Origin of the sequence: Blastomonas sp. CCH1-A6 (assembly GCF_001556365.1) — a bacterium.
Classification (GTDB): Bacteria; Pseudomonadota; Alphaproteobacteria; order Sphingomonadales; family Sphingomonadaceae; genus Blastomonas; species Blastomonas ursincola.
The window spans coordinates 1-264 of the sequence record NZ_LSIS01000383.1 but is presented as its reverse complement, the minus strand read 5'-3'; the positions used below and the strand labels follow the sequence as shown (position 1 = coordinate 264).

The following is a 264-nucleotide window of genomic DNA, read 5'->3' as shown; positions in this document are numbered from 1 at the left end:
GCTACGAGCGGCTGAAGGCCGCGCTCGACCGCCTGCAATCCACCACCGTCGCCACTTCGATCCGGCAGCAGCACCAGCGCCGTCGCCATCGTTTCTCATGGATCAACGAATGGCGCGAGCTGGCGGACGGCCAGGGGCGCGCGCTCGGGATCGAGCTGATCCTGCCCGACTGGTTCTATGCCGGTGTGCTCGACCGCGCGCTCGTGCTCACCATCGACCGCGCCTATTTCGACCTGACGGGCGGCCTCGAACGCTGGCTCTACC

At 67.8% G+C, this 264-nt stretch carries 1 protein-coding gene; it reads left to right on the top strand.

Annotated features, from left to right (window positions below):
- The coding region (locus tag AX735_RS17680; protein WP_202189610.1) for a replication initiator protein A at positions 1-264 on the top strand (264 nt) is incomplete at both ends.